This window comes from Kineosporia sp. NBRC 101677, from assembly GCF_030269265.1.
GTDB lineage: Bacteria > Actinomycetota > Actinomycetes > Actinomycetales > Kineosporiaceae > Kineosporia > Kineosporia rhizophila.
Window position 1 is genome coordinate 471454 of the sequence record NZ_BSTA01000006.1, and the last position, 12912, is coordinate 484365.

Below are 12912 nucleotides of genomic sequence, written 5' to 3' on the forward strand. Positions count from 1 at the left end.
GGTGATCCGGTGCCGAACGCAGGCTCTGGACATCTGTTCTCAGACGGTGGGCACGCCGTGCTCGCGCAGGAGTCGTTGATACAGGCCGTCCTGGGCGGCCAGATCCTCGTGCCTGCCCCGCTGCACGATCCGCCCCTGGTCCAGCACCAGGATCTGGTCGGCCCGGCGGATCGTGTCCAGGTCGTGAGCGACCAGGACCACACTGCCGTTCTGGGCCAGCTGATAGGCGGTTTCGGTGATCAGGCGCCGGTTCTGCGGGTCCAGGGCCGAGGTTGCCTCGTCCATCAGGGTCAGCGGGGCTGACTTCAGCAGGGCGCGGGCCACGCAGACCCGTTGCCGTTGCCCACCGGACAGTTTGCTGCCGCCGGGCCCGACCGGCGCATCAAGGCCGATCTCGGCGATCAGGTCAGTGAGCCCGGCGGCCGCCACGGCCTGGGCCACTTCAGCGTCGGTGGCGTCGGGGCGGCCGGCGCGGATGTTCTCGCCCAGGGTGGTGTCGAGCAGGTAGTCGTCCTGCAGCACCGTGCCGATACCGGCGTAGAGGTCTTCGGGCGAAAGGGCACGCAGGTCTTCGCCATTACGCTGCACGGAACCGGTGGTCGGGTCCCAGAAGCGGGCGAGCAGGCGGATCAGGGTGGTCTTGCCCGCACCTGAGGGCCCGACCAGTGCGGTGAGCCCCCGCTGGGGCAGGGTGAAGCTCACGTCACTCAGGACCGGGGTCTCGCCGTACCCGAAGGTGACCTGCCGGACGTCCACAATTTTTTCGCTGCGATGCTTTTCGACGGTTTGCACAGCCAGGGGCGGGCTGGTCAGGATGTCGGTCAGCCGGGTGAGGGCGCCCTGCTGCAGGCGCAGGCCGGCGGCCAGCTCGGCGCCGGTCGAGGCGATGGCGCTGAGCCGGGCCAGAACCACGACGACGCCGATGAACACGGCGCTGCCCCCGTTGCCGGTCCAGGCCAGACCCAGGGCGATGAGGCCGGCGAAGAGCGCGTTCAGAGTGACTCCGAAGAGCAGCAAACCGGGGACGACGGCGGTCGCCGAACGCCGACCGGCTCGGTGAACCTCGGCGAGAGCACGATGAAGATCACTGCTTTTGGACGGGGTGGGAGCCCAGGCGCGGTCAGTCCGGATCAGGGGTTGCCGGGTTGCGTACTCGAGCAGGCGGCTCGTGCCCTCGGCCGAGGTCTCGTGGCGGCGATGGTCCACCTCGGCTGCCTTCCGGGTGCTGAAGCGGCTCACCCACCAGCTGATCGCGGCGGCTCCGAGCGCGGCGAGGGTGTAGCGCCAGTCGAGCAGGGCCAGCGTGGCCGCGGCACTGATCGGGGTGATGACGGCGGTCAGGGCTGGGCGCAGCAGTAGCGCCGGGTAGGACATGAGTGACGTGACTCCGCCTGTGGCCGAGCCGATCACCTCGGCCTGCCGGGTGGCAGTGAACCAGCCCAGGGGGAGCCGGGCCACGTGCTCGCCGAGTTCGGTGTGCAGGGCCCGGGCGGTCTCACTGCCCACCCGGAAGGCGATCATCTGGGCGATCCACTGGACCATTACGAAGGCCAGGGTGACCATCCCCAGGGCAATGCCGGCCGGGGCGGCCGACTCCCCCGGGTCGAGCAGGTTCGCGATCAGCAGGCCGGTCAGGCCCAGAGCGATTCCGTGCAGGACGGCGGCCGCGGTGAGCCAGCCGACCAGCGCGCGCAGACTGCGCCGGTCGCGCTCAGGGAGGACAGCCAGAAATTTGCGCAGCATCAGAGGTGGCTCCCTGTCGGGATAGCCCCGTGGGCGCCGGATTCGTCGTCGGTCAGCAGGGCCTGGTAGGCCGGGCAGGTGAGGGCCAGCTGGTCGTGGGCCCCGAGGCCGGCCACCCGTCCCTGGTCCAGCACCACGATCAGGTCGGCCTCGCGCACCAGATGCATCTGGTGCGCGATCAGCAGCACGGCCCGTTCCTGAGCCTCGGAACGCAAGGTCTGCACCAGGCCGGACCGGGTGCGCGCATCAACGGCCGAAAGAGCCTCGTCCAGCACCAGAACATCGGGCGCTCGCAGGAATGCCCGGGCCAGGCACACCCGCTGCCGTTGCCCACCCGAGAGCTCGGAATCCGCCCCGAGCACCGTGTCGTACCCATTGGGCAGGTCCTTGATCTCGTCGTGGATCAGTGCTTTTCGGGCTGCTTCGATCACCGTCTCGTCCGGGATCACGCCGCCGCCCGTCAGATTGTCGCGGACCGTGGCCCGCCGCAGAGCGGTGTCCTGGAAGACGAACCCGATCCGTTCGTAAAGGTGCTGCTCCGACACCTCGCGCAGATCCACCCCACCCAGCAGCACCCGTCCTTCAGTGGGATCAGTGAATCGGGCCAGCAGTGCCGCGATCGTACTCTTGCCGCTGCCGGATGTTCCGACCAGCGCGATGAGCCCACGCTCGGGCAGGTCCAGGCTGACGTTCTCCAAAGCCACGCGCTCGCCGTGGTAACGGTGACTCACCTGCTCCAGCCGCAAAGCACCCCTCGCCTGCTCGCTGCCCCAGACCAGACGTTCTTGCCCCAGGAACTCGCCGATGGACGAAGCTGCGGCCAACCCGGAGCGCACCGCCTGCAACCTCGGCCCGACCACGGCCACCGGAGCCCCGATCGCCGGGCCCAACAGCACTCCGGCCACCAGCCCGCCCGGGCCGACCCAGCCCAGTTCCATTCCGGCCCAGCCGATCAGGGCAAACCCGGCGGCGGTCAGACCGGGAGCCACGACGAGCCAGGAAGCTGTGGTCACGGCTGCGGTACTCCGAGACCAACCTCGGAAGAAGTCGTGAAAGGCGTTGGTGGCGTCGAGGTAGCGAGTACGCGCTCCCCCGGCCCCGCCGTAGACCTTGGCGCTGGGCAGGCCCTGCACGTAGTCGACCACGGCGGCGCCTATTTCCTGCTGTGTGCGCCCGAACTCGGCGAATCCTCCGCCGGAGGCGTTCAGTGCCTTCAGGTACCAGGTGACGCCCAGGGCCAGCGGCACGATGCCGATCAGGGCCAGTCTCCAGTCGAAGACGGCCAGTGCCACCAGCCCGACGACCGGGGTGACCACGAAGCCGGTGACGTCGAGCAGGGTGTGCCCGACCAGGTAGTGCAGAGCTTCGGTGTCGTCCTGCACCACCTTCTTGATCCGGGCCGCCCCGGCGCCGGTGACAGTGGGAAGCGGAGCCCGGCGGATGGTCTCGGCCATCTGCTCACGTAACTGGTAGGTCAGGTCGGCGTCGGCCCGGTGGGTGAGCACGGTGGCTGCGGCCGACAGCAGCGCCGCCCCGATCGTGGCGATGACCGCAGTGGCGACCAGAGTGCCTCCGGGCAGCGGGTCTTCGTCCAGGGCGGCCTGGGCGAAGCGGATCAGGACGATGAGTGGCACCAGCACCAGGGCGCCGGCCAGAGCCTGGAGCGTCACGGCCGCGGTCAGGGCGCCCCGGACCGGCCGGAGCAGTTCGGACGCTTTCATCGAAGTCGGCCTCCGGAGATGGTGAGAACACGGTCGGCGCTCGCCGCGACGCGCTCGGAGTGGGTGATCAGGAGCATGGGAATGCCGTGGCTTTCGCGCCATTTCTGCAGGGCTTCCAGCACCTGCTCGGTCGTGGCGTGATCCAGCGCGGCCAGGGTCTCGTCGGCGATCAGCACGTCGGGGGCGGCGGTCAGGGCCCGGGCGAGGGCGAGGCGATGGCGTTGCCCGCCGCTGAACTCGTCCGGGGTGCGCGGGGTTACGTCTTCGGGCAGGCCGAGTTGCTTGAGCAGGTCGGCGGGTTCGATCCGGGTTTCTCGTCCTGCTCTGGTTGCTGCGGCGGCGGCCCGGCGCAGGGTGCGGCCGACACTTTCGTGAGGGTTGAGGGCTGCGCGGGCGTCCTGACCGACATAGGCGATGAATGGTTGACGTTTGTGGGCGCGGGTTGCGGCGTCCCAGTCGAGCACTTGCCCGTCGAGAAGCAGGGAGCCTGAGGTGGGTGGTGCGAGGCCCGCGAGCGCACGGCCCAGGGATGTCTTGCCGCAGCCGGAGACGCCTTGTATCGCAAGCATTTCGCCGCGATCAAGGTGTAAGTCGGCCGCGGCGAGAACTGGGCGGCCGCCTCGGTACAGCGACAGGCCGGTGGCCGATAGATACGCCTGGCCGGGCCTTTCGTCGGTCTTCCGGTCGGTGGGCCTGGGGTCGGTCATGGCCCCGGCCGGGCGTGCGCTTCGGGCCGGCTGGTCGGGCTGCGATGATGGTGGCGCCCACCGCCCGCTGCGTATTTCCCTCACCTCGTCGGCCGCCGCAGCCACCAGGTCGTGGTCGTGGCTGATCACCAACACGGCCGGCGACCACGGCAGGGTGGTGAAGGCCTGGTGCACCCTCGCGGCCGTGACAGCATCAAGGCCGCTGGTCGGCTCGTCCAGGATCAGCAACGCGGGCCGGGTGACGAAGGTCCAGGCCAGCAGAGCCCGTTGGGCCTGACCGCCGGACAGGCTGCGCGGGTGGCGTTTGAGAAGTCCCGGCTCGAGCACGGCGGCCTCGGCAGCTTCACGCACGCGTTCCTGAAGCTGCTGGCGTTCCTGGCCGGGGTGGGCGATACGAGCTGCGGTCAGCAGTTGGGCCTGAAGGCGGCGCTGCGGGTCCAGCGCGCTGGCCGGGTCCTGGGGCAGGTAGCCCGTGACCTTGCCGCGCAGCGCCTTCCGGTCGGCGAACGGGTCTCGCCCGGTTACCCTCACCTGGCCCCCGGTGAGGCGCAGCCCAGGGCCCAGGTGGCCGAGCAGGGCGAGGGCCAGCGTGGTCTTCCCGGCGCCGGATTCTCCGACGACAGCGGTGACGGTGCCCGGCCACAGCTGCAGATCAACGCCGTCGAGCACGGCGGTGCCGTTCGCGGCGTGAATGCTCAGTCCCGCCACGATGGCGAGGCTCATGTCAGGTGCCCCGTCTGCTCCACCCCGCCGGCCCGAAGCCCCGCCGCCCGGTCGAGCACGAGGGTCACTCCGACGGCGAGCACGACGAGCAGGGCGGCGGGGACGATCACGGGAAGCGGGTTCATCGTCAGGCCGGTGCTGTTCTCGCGGACCATGCGGCCCCAGTTGGCGGCCGGGGCACCGGCTCCCAGTCCGAGAAATCCGGCCGTGGCGGCCAGCTGGGTGGCAGCGACGAACCGGATGCCGCTCTCGGCCAGGGCGACCGGGGCCAGCCCCGGCAGGATGTCGTGACGGATCAGTACGAGGGTGCAGTCGCCCCGGGCCTGCGCGTCCCGCACGTAGTCGGTCGTGGCCAGGTGGGCAACGCGTTCGTGAATGACCCGTACGGAGAACGGCACGCTCACCAGAGCAATGGCCAGCGCCACGGCGGTGTCACTGCCACTGAAGCCGGAGGCCAGCAGGAGAAGAAGCAGCAGAGCGGGTACGGCGGCGAAGGCGTCCACGATGCGCAGCACGACCCGGGCTCGGGTCAGGGCGCTGGTGATGCCCAGCACCAGGCCGACGGCACTGCCGAGCAGGGTCGCGCCCGCCGCCTGCAGCACCAGCGCACGGCCCCCGGCCAGCACCCGGTCGAGCACGTCGCGGCCCAGGACGTCGGTACCCAGCAGATGCTCGTCACTGGCCGCCACAAAGGGTGGAGCGACCGGCGCCGAAATGCTTCCACCGACGAGCCAGGGCCCGGCCAGGGCCAGCAACACCACCGCCGCGGTCGGCAGCCAGCGGGTCATGAGCTCGTCTCCACGCCACGGCGTGTGAGCAGCCGGGCGACGATGTCCCCGCCGAGCAGGATCAGCAGCGTGGCTGCGCCCAGCACCAGGCTGATCCCCTGGACCAGGGGCACGTCGCGGGTGCCGACCGCCCGGGTGAGTTCGTAGCCCAGGCCCGGGAGGTTGAACAGGGTCTCGACCACGATGCCGCCCCCGAGCAGACCCGCGGTCATCACCGAGAAGGCGTGGACCGCAGGCCCGGCGGCGTTGGACACGACCGTGCGCAGATAGCGCGGGCCCAGGATGCCGTTGAGGCGAGCGAACTCTGCGTAGGGGCTGCGGGTGGCCTGAGCCACGCAGGCCCGCAGGAGACGCATGGTCGAGCCGAAGCCGCCAAGAGCAAGAGCCAGCGCGGGCAGGACGATCACGTCGGGGTGCTGCCACGGCGACTCGCCCAGGGGCACGACGGCCACGGCCGGCAGTACCGGCCACCACAGCGTGAACAACAGGAGCAGGGCGGTGGCGATGAGGAAGTCCGGGGTGCCGATCAGGCCCAGCGTCGATCCGGACAGGATCTTGTCCAGGCGGCTCCCGGCCCGTACCCCGGCCAGGACGCCCAACCCTCCGGCGAACACCAGGATGAGCACGGCTGCGGGAACCAGGACGGCCAGGCTGGCTCCGGCCCGGTCGGCCAGGACCTCCCCGACGTCCCGGCCCGACACCAGCGACGTGCCGAAGTCTCCCTGCAGCGCTCCCCCGGCCCACTCGAAGAACCGCTCTGGAGCCGAACGATCGAGACCGAGAGCCGAGCGCACTGCCGCGCGCTCGGCGTCCGTTGCTCCTGGGCCCGAAACTGCGCCGACCGCATCACCGGGCAGGACCTCGGTGGCCCAGAACACCAGGGCGCAGAGCGCGGTGAGAGTGGCCGCACCGGTGGCGACCCTCACCGCGATCCACTGGGGCAGGCTCATTCGGAGACGATTGCCTGGGAGAGGTCGGGGAACTGCAGCTCTCGCACGCCGCTGACTCCGTTGCGGGCGGCGCTGATGCTGGGCACGAAGACCGCGCCGATCTGGTTGCCCTCTTCCCACAGCAGTTTCTGGGCCTCGTGCGAGGCCTGGAGCCGGGCCTCGGGCGAGGTCGCGCTGCGGGCCTGGGCCACCAGGGCGTCCACCTCAGGGAAGGCCCCCGGGACGTGGTTGGGCTCGAAAGTGGCGGGCGGGTTGTATCCGGCCTTGAACGGAAGCTTCTGGTAGGCCGGGTAGTCGGCGAACAGCTGACCGGCGGGCAGTTCCTTGAGCGTGGCCTTCACGCCGACAGCCTTCAGGTCCTCGACGATGAGGGTGGCGGTCTCGAGCATGCCCGGCATCTCCGGTCCGGCGGTCAGTTCGACCTCGATCCCTTCGGCCCCGGCTTCGGCTTCGGCTTCGGCGAGCAACTCCTTGGCCTTCTCCGGGTCGTGGGCGCGCTGCTCGAGCTCGGTGTCGTAGTTGGGGAAGCCGAGGCCGGGCACGTCGTTGCCCACGAATGCCCGCCCGAAGTAGACGTTCTCGACGATCCGTTCCCGATCGACGGCGAGCTTGAAGGCCTGGCGCACCTTGACGTCGCTGAACGGCTCGGCCTGCGGGTTCATGCTGAACTGCAGGTACGAGGCGTAGGGCAGCTCGCTGGAGGTGACGGTGACGCCGTCGGCGCTCTCCAGCGTCTTGGCCTGGGCGGGGGCGATACCGCTGATGTAGTCGACCTGCCCCTGCTGCAGGGCGTTCACCCGGGCGGTGGGGTCGGCGATCGAGACCAGCTCGATCGCGTCCAGCGTGGGGGCCTGGCCGTAGTAGGAGTCGCTGCGCTCGAGCGTGGTGGAGCGCCCCGGCTCGAAGGCGGTGATGCTGAACGGGCCGGACGAGGGCGTCTCGGGAGTGAACTCCTTCGTGCCGTCCTTGATCGCCAGCATGCTCTGACAGATCAGGTCACGCCCGTCGGCGATCGGCGAGAGGGTGGGGAGCACAACCGTGGACGCGTCCGGGGCGCTCGCTTTCTTCAGGTCGAATCCGCGGGACACCAGCTGGGTGAACGGCAGACCCTGCAGCAGGGCCGGCGCCTGCAGCGAGTACAGCACGTCCTTGCTGGTCAGGTCGGAGCCGTCGGTGAACTTGACGCCGCCGCGCACCTTCAGCGTGTACTCGCCGAGATCGTCCGAGACCTCGATGTTCTCCAGAACGCCGTAGGAGACGCCGTTCTCGGCCTCGGCGTCCAGCTCGCACAGCGGCGCGTGCACCAGCTTGGCCCGCACGTAGTCCAGCGCCGTGGGCCCCTGCAGGTAGTTCAGCGTCTCCGACGCCCCGCCGGCGAAGGCGGCCCGCAGGGTGCCGGCGCTCTTGGCGCCGGCCTCGGCGCCCTCGGCCTCGGAGGACTCGCCCCCGCAGCCGGCGACCAGGCCAACGGCCAGTACCGCAGCAACGCCGGCGCCCAGTGCGCGGCTTCTCGTGGCCATCATCCGACCCTTCCGATCCAATTCGATCATGCCTTCGAGCCCGGCCGATGCCGGACGTTTACTATGTATACCACGGTAATGAGAACGGTTATCAAGTAGTTCGAACCACTACCCTCGTGCCGGTGGGAACCCTGAACCAGGACGCGATCGTGCAGGCAGCGCTCGAGATCAGCCGCACCGAGGGGCTGCCGGGCGTCACCATGCGGGCGGTCGGTGCGCGTTTCGGGGTCACGCCGATGGCGCTCTACCGGCACATCACCGACCGGCCCACCCTGGTGCGCCTGGTCACCGATCGGATCGGCACCGCGATCCGGCCGTCGGCCGCCCCGGACGCCCCGTGGGAGGACCGTGTCCGGGCCTGGGCCCAGGCCCAGCGCGCGGTCCTGCGTGCTCACCCCGGCACGGCCGCCTGGCTGATCGAGAACGGCCCCTCCGGTCCGCAGGCCTACCGGCTGCTGGAGTACCTGGCCTCGGCCCTGGCCGACGCCGGGCTGGACGACGCCCGCACCGCCCGGGGCACCGCGCTGGTGATGAGCTGGACGTTCAGCCGGATCAGCATCGAGGACGCAGCCGAACTCCCAGCCCGCCGACCCGGGCGTTCCCAGGCCTTCGTGGACGGCCTGCAGACGGTGGACGAGGCCGACCATCCCACCGCGGCCAGGATCGGCCCCGAGTTCTTCACGCTCTCCGGCGAGGTCGTCTTCGAGACCGGCCTGGACTGGATCGTCGCCGGGATCAGGACCGAGGCGCCGGGCTGAGGACCAGATGGGGGACGACGCTGGCGAGCTTTTCGCACGTCTCCTCCAGTTCCCGCTCGGGCCGGGAAGCGCCCACCACACCCGCCCCCGCACGCAACCACGACCGTCCTTCGTTGGTGAAGACACTGCGCAGCACCAGGGCCGCGTCGAGCGCCCCGGTGTGATCGGCCACGATCACCGCCCCGGAGTACAACCCCCGCGGGGTGCTCTCCAGCCGCTGGATCGCCGAGTAGGCCGCGGCCTTCGGAATACCCGAGGCGGTGACCGCCGGGAAGAACGCCGCGAACGCGTCCCAGGCGCCGTAACCGGGCCGCAGCCGGCCTTTCACCCGGGAGGCCAGATGCTGCACCGCGCCGCGCGGCAGCACCCGCATGAACTCCCCCACGTGCACGCTGCCCTCCTCGCAGATCGCCTCGGCCTCGTCCAGGGCCAGCCGCACACTGGTCGCGTGCTCGGCGATCTCCTTCAGGTCCGAGAGCAGCTCGGAGCGGTTGGCCGCGTCCTTCTCCGGCCCCAGCCCGAAGGCCCGGGTACCGGCCAGGGGCTGGGTACTGACCTGACCGTCCGGCGCCACCTCGACCACGGTCTCCGGGCTGAAGCCGGTGGCCTGCCAGCCGCCCAGATCGAGATGGAAGCTCCGCGCCGCCGCGACCGCCCTGCGGCCCCGCCGAAATGTTGCCACCAGATCGATTCCGGGCGGCAGCTCGACGGCCCGAGACAGAATCACCTTGTCCAGAGCGGTGGTCCGGATCTCCTCGACCGCCTGCGCCACGACCGAACGGTAGGTGTCTGCGCCGACCAGCAGGTCCGGGCTGACCGGGCTGACCGGGCTGACCGAGCTGCTGATCTCCCCCGGCTCGTCGGGGCGATCGGCGACCAGCTCGACCTCGGGCACGATCAGGTGCAGCAGGGTCTCGTCCCCCTCGAGCCCGGTCTCCAGACCGGCCCGGTGCAGCGCGAGCTCGAACCGGGCCCAGCCGAACACCCTCCACTGCGGGTACGGGCAGGCCTCGAGCACCCTGGCCACGTCGCTCAGTTGCGGCCGGCTCACCGGTGCGGCCCACGACGACGTCAGCTTCTGGGCCGAGAACCTCAGCTCGGCGCGGACTCCCACGGCGTGCCGGGTGACCGGGCCGTTCTGGTACACGACGAGCGGGCCACCCGCGGCCATACGCACCGCCGTCTCGAGCACCTCCTCCTCCGGGGCCTGGGCCTGGGCCGGCGAGGTCAGCGTTTCGGACATCAGTGGACCTTTCTCGGATCGTGCAGCACTGCGACCTCGGGCAGGCCGGAGCCGGTGCGTCCGCCGAGCGGCTCGACCTGCAGACCGGACTCCCGGGCCAGTTCCTCGACTCCCACGGCGTGCCACCGGTAGCCGCCGCGGACCTCTCGCTTCACTGCACCGGCCGGGTCGCGCACCACCCAGCGGGAGCTGAACCGCATGGCGCCGTCCGGCTCAGGGGTGCCGCCGACCCACCACTCGTAGGTCAGATCGCCCACGTGCGAGCGCAACTGGCAGACCTCCGGCAGTGGCCGGTTGCTGCGCACGCCCATCAGTTCCACCACGATCACGCCGCCGGGAATCAGGCGCTCCCGCAGCCGCCCCCACAGCCGGGTGCGGGCCTCGGCGTCCAGATGACCGGCCACCCCGAACACCACTGCCGCCCGGATCCGGCTGGGCAACGCCAGCTCCGGGGCGGCTTCGGTCGAGACCGTCACCCGCGAGCGCAGGTCGCCGGTGAGCCGGGAGGTCAGTACGGCCCGCATACCGGGTGCCGGCTCCACCGCGAGAATGTCGGCGGCGGGAACGGTGTCGGCGATGATCTCGGTGATGCGTCCGGTGCCGGAGCCGATCTCGACCAGGGTTCCGGCCTCTGCCGGCGAGCCGGACAGAGCCTGGCGCAGCAGCGGGCCGCTGCGCCGGGCCTGTTGCTCGGCGACCAGTTCGTAGAACTCGGCCATGTCTGCGTAGGCGCCGACGTCTTCGCCGCTCACGGTGTGTCCGGCCAACTGCGGCCGGTCCCGGTCAGCGCGGGGTCGAGCACGGCCAGCACGTCCGAGACCACCGCCCGGCGCTGGGGCACCAGGTAGAAGTGGTCACCCGGCAGCATGCGGGTGACCACGCGGCCGGTGCCGAAGCGGGTCCAGCCGAATGCGCCGTCCTCGCTGGGCCCGGCCAGTTCCGGGTCTTCGCGCCCGCCCAGGACGCGGATCGGGCAGTGCACCGGCGCGCCGGGGATCGGGCGGTAGGTCTCGACCAGCCGGTAGTCGTCGCGGACCGTACCCAGCACGGCCGAGCGCAGCACCTCGTCGTCGAGGACCTCGGCCGGAGTGCCGCCCAGACGTTCCAGTTCGGCGCGCAGCCCCTCCTCGTCGGAGCTGTGCACGGAGCCGCCCAGCCCTCGGTCGGGAGATCGGCGCCCGGAGACGTGCAGCGACAGAGGCAGGCGGGCGCCCTGGTCCTGGAGCTGGCGGACGGTCTCGTAGGCCACCATCGTGCCCATGCTGTGGCCGAACGCGATCCACGGCCGGTCCAGCAGCGGGCGCAGCGCCTCGGCCAGGTCCTTGCTCATCTCGGCCAGGCCGGAGGCGGCCCGCTCGCCGAACCGGTCTTCCCGGCCCGGGTAGCAGGCCGACAGCAGTTCCACCGAGTCCGGCAGCAGGGCGTCCCAGGCCCGGAAGGAGGACGGGCCGCCCCCGGCGTGCGGGAAGCAGACCAGCCGGACGGCCGCCGCCGGTTTCGGCCTGTAGCAACGCAGCCAGGGGTTCACCAGGCGACCCGCAGCGATTCCAGGCCGTAGGTGGCGGAGTCGGGCTTGACGTCCAGTGGTGCGCCCGGGTCGGCCTCACGCAGGTGCGGCATGCGGGCGAACAGCGCGGCCAGGGCCTCGTGCAGCTCGACCCGGGCCAGGTTCTGTCCCAGGCACTGGTGGATTCCGTGGCCGAAGGCCAGGTGGTGCTTCTGCGGACGCTCCGGGTCGACGAGTTCCGGGTCGGGGAACTCGGCCGGGTCGTGGTTGGCCGCGGCGAGCAGCGCGATGATGCCTTCGCCCTCGGGAACGGTTCCGCCGGGCAGGGCGACGTCCGAGCGGGCCACCCGCAGCGGGATGGTGTCGGCCACGCTCAGCACCCGCAGCAGTTCCTCGATGACCGGGGCCCAGAGCTTCGGATCGGCCAGCACCCGGTCGCGCAGCTGCGGATTGCGGCTCAGGTAGAGCGCGCCCAGGGTGATCATGCTGGTGGTGGTCTCGCGGCCGGCCACGATGGTGATACCGATGGTGGAGAGCAGTTCCTGGCGGGTGATCAGCTCGGGCATCAGGTAGCGCTGCACCAGGGCCGACAGCAGATCCTCGCCGGGCTTGTCGATGCGCTCGTCCACCAGGGCGTTGAGCATGCCGAACAACCGCCCCAGAGCCGCGTTGACCTCTTCGGCGGTGCTGTCGCGCCCACCGGAGACCCGGGTGACGTCGCGGAAGAACTCCACGTCGTCGGTTGGAGCCCCGAACAGTTCGAGCACGGTGGTGGTGGACAGCACGTTGGCGTAGTCGGTGACCAGGTCGGCCGGGGCGCCGGTGCGCTGCATCAGGTCGAGCCGGCGTTCGGCGGTGGCCCGGATCCTCGGCCGCAGGGCCTCGGTGCGGCGCATGGTGAACTCGGCCACCAGCATGCGGCGGATCCTGGTGTGCTCGGGCGGGTCGGTGCGGATGAACGGCCGGGCCTTGGCCGCAGCCTCCTGCTCCCCCGCCCCCATGGCCGGGAAGGCCGGGATCCGCACGTCCGAGCTGACCGCCGGATCGGCCAGGGCCGCCCGCACGTCCGCGTAGCGGGTGACCAGATGCGGGGTCTTGCCGGTCGGGATCCGGACCTGCGGCAGCGGGTCGTCCTCACGCATCGTGCGGTAGGCCGCCGGTGGTGCGAACGGCTGTTCGCGGGTGAAGGGGAAGTCGGCCAGGGTCGCGCCGGTGACCGGGCACCGCGGTTCGGGGTTTGTGCTCATGGCTC

The 12912-nt window shown here is 70.9% G+C and carries 11 protein-coding genes; 1 reads left to right on the plus strand and 10 read right to left on the minus strand.

Annotated elements, in window-relative coordinates:
* Nucleotides 1-39 precede the first annotated feature (39 nt).
* From QSK18_RS20265 to QSK18_RS20290, 6 genes are read right to left on the minus strand one after another with little or no spacing between them, the layout of a single operon-like run.
* Nucleotides 40-1743, minus strand: a complete 1704-nt coding sequence (locus QSK18_RS20265; protein ID WP_285621756.1) for an ABC transporter ATP-binding protein — start codon at nucleotides 1741-1743, stop codon at nucleotides 40-42.
* Nucleotides 1743-3464, minus strand: a complete 1722-nt coding sequence (locus QSK18_RS20270) for an ABC transporter ATP-binding protein (protein WP_285621758.1) — start codon at nucleotides 3462-3464, stop codon at nucleotides 1743-1745. The genes QSK18_RS20265 and QSK18_RS20270 overlap by 1 nt, the downstream gene beginning before the upstream one ends.
* Nucleotides 3461-4894 (minus strand): ABC transporter ATP-binding protein, encoded by a 1434-nt coding sequence (locus tag QSK18_RS20275; protein WP_285621762.1) that lies wholly within the window; start codon nucleotides 4892-4894, stop codon nucleotides 3461-3463. The genes QSK18_RS20270 and QSK18_RS20275 overlap by 4 nt, the downstream gene beginning before the upstream one ends.
* Nucleotides 4891-5682, minus strand: coding sequence for an ABC transporter permease (locus QSK18_RS20280; protein WP_285621765.1), 792 nt, complete (start codon nucleotides 5680-5682; stop codon nucleotides 4891-4893). Before QSK18_RS20280 ends, QSK18_RS20275 begins: the two co-directional genes overlap by 4 nt.
* Entirely contained in the window at nucleotides 5679-6632 is a 954-nt protein-coding gene (locus QSK18_RS20285; RefSeq protein ID WP_285621768.1) for an ABC transporter permease, read from the minus strand. The genes QSK18_RS20280 and QSK18_RS20285 overlap by 4 nt, the downstream gene beginning before the upstream one ends.
* Nucleotides 6629-8152, minus strand: coding sequence for an ABC transporter substrate-binding protein (locus QSK18_RS20290; protein ID WP_285621771.1), 1524 nt, complete (start codon nucleotides 8150-8152; stop codon nucleotides 6629-6631). The genes QSK18_RS20285 and QSK18_RS20290 overlap by 4 nt, the downstream gene beginning before the upstream one ends.
* Nucleotides 8153-8274: 122 nt before the next feature.
* On the opposite strand from QSK18_RS20290, the gene QSK18_RS20295 reads away from it, so the two are divergent.
* A complete protein-coding gene (locus QSK18_RS20295) occupies nucleotides 8275-8910 on the plus strand; it encodes a TetR/AcrR family transcriptional regulator (RefSeq protein WP_285621774.1) in 636 nt (211 codons plus the stop codon).
* On the opposite strand, the gene QSK18_RS20300 is transcribed toward QSK18_RS20295, so the two are convergent.
* From QSK18_RS20300 to QSK18_RS20315, 4 genes are read right to left on the minus strand one after another with little or no spacing between them, the layout of a single operon-like run.
* On the minus strand, nucleotides 8888-10153 hold the full coding sequence (locus QSK18_RS20300; RefSeq protein WP_285621777.1) for a salicylate synthase: 1266 nt from the start codon (nucleotides 10151-10153) through the stop codon (nucleotides 8888-8890). The two genes, QSK18_RS20295 and QSK18_RS20300, sit on opposite strands and share 23 nt — an antisense overlap.
* The gene (locus tag QSK18_RS20305) at nucleotides 10153-10905 is read right to left on the minus strand and encodes a class I SAM-dependent methyltransferase (protein ID WP_285621780.1); all 753 of its coding nucleotides are present in this window, start codon (nucleotides 10903-10905) and stop codon (nucleotides 10153-10155) included. Before QSK18_RS20305 ends, QSK18_RS20300 begins: the two co-directional genes overlap by 1 nt.
* A complete protein-coding gene (locus QSK18_RS20310; RefSeq protein WP_285621782.1) occupies nucleotides 10902-11681 on the minus strand; it encodes a thioesterase II family protein in 780 nt (259 codons plus the stop codon). The genes QSK18_RS20305 and QSK18_RS20310 overlap by 4 nt, the downstream gene beginning before the upstream one ends.
* Entirely contained in the window at nucleotides 11678-12907 is a 1230-nt protein-coding gene (locus tag QSK18_RS20315; RefSeq protein ID WP_285621784.1) for a cytochrome P450, read from the minus strand. The genes QSK18_RS20310 and QSK18_RS20315 overlap by 4 nt, the downstream gene beginning before the upstream one ends.
* Nucleotides 12908-12912: the final 5 nt, after the last annotated feature.

Bases quoted from the DNA above. Each gene is read 5' to 3' on its own strand.
- QSK18_RS20285 (WP_285621768.1), bottom strand. From the start codon at position 6,632: ATGAGCCTGCCCCAGTGGATCGCGGTGAGGGTCGCCACCGGTGCGGCC.
- QSK18_RS20275 (WP_285621762.1), bottom strand. From the start codon at position 4,894: ATGAGCCTCGCCATCGTGGCGGGACTGAGCATTCACGCCGCGAACGGC.
- QSK18_RS20280 (WP_285621765.1), bottom strand. From the start codon at position 5,682: ATGACCCGCTGGCTGCCGACCGCGGCGGTGGTGTTGCTGGCCCTGGCC.
- QSK18_RS20290 (WP_285621771.1), bottom strand. From the start codon at position 8,152: ATGGCCACGAGAAGCCGCGCACTGGGCGCCGGCGTTGCTGCGGTACTG.
- QSK18_RS20270 (WP_285621758.1), bottom strand. From the start codon at position 3,464: ATGAAAGCGTCCGAACTGCTCCGGCCGGTCCGGGGCGCCCTGACCGCG.
- QSK18_RS20300 (WP_285621777.1), bottom strand. From the start codon at position 10,153: ATGTCCGAAACGCTGACCTCGCCGGCCCAGGCCCAGGCCCCGGAGGAG.
- QSK18_RS20315 (WP_285621784.1), bottom strand. From the start codon at position 12,907: ATGAGCACAAACCCCGAACCGCGGTGCCCGGTCACCGGCGCGACCCTG.
- QSK18_RS20265 (WP_285621756.1), bottom strand. From the start codon at position 1,743: ATGCTGCGCAAATTTCTGGCTGTCCTCCCTGAGCGCGACCGGCGCAGT.